Below are 517 nucleotides of genomic sequence, written 5' to 3' on the forward strand. Positions count from 1 at the left end.
GTGCTTGATCTGCTTCTTTAGCTTGGGAGGATCGCTGAGCTGATGGGTCTCTCCATCCACTCGCACGCGGGAATAACCCTGCGCCGAAAGATCCTGAAAAAGATCCACAAACTCGCCCTTGCGCTTACGCACTACCGGTGCAAGCACCTGGAACTTCAGCTTTTCTTCCAAATCTAGCACCGCATCCACGATCTGCTGCGGCGTTTGGCGCTCAATCACCGCATCGCACTTTGGGCAGTGCGGCGTTCCGGCGCGCGAAAAGAGCAAGCGCAGGTAGTCGTAGATCTCCGTGATCGTGCCCACCGTGGAGCGTGGATTATGGTTGGTGGATTTTTGATCAATGGACACCGCGGGTGACAGGCCATCAATAAATTCCACGTTGGGCTTATCCATCTGCCCTAAAAACATGCGGGCATAAGAACTCAAGGATTCCACGTAGCGGCGCTGGCCTTCAGCGAAGATGGTGTCAAAGGCCAGCGAAGATTTACCGGAGCCGGATAGGCCGGTAAAAACAACC

At 54.7% G+C, this 517-nt stretch carries 1 pseudogene; it reads right to left on the reverse strand.

The annotated features are described in order from the left end of the window. Positions 1-517, reverse strand: a pseudogene (locus tag F4V54_RS11345) (excinuclease ABC subunit UvrA); the annotation flags it as partial.

Source organism: Corynebacterium tuscaniense (assembly GCF_008693065.1).
Lineage (GTDB): Bacteria > Actinomycetota > Actinomycetes > Mycobacteriales > Mycobacteriaceae > Corynebacterium > Corynebacterium tuscaniense.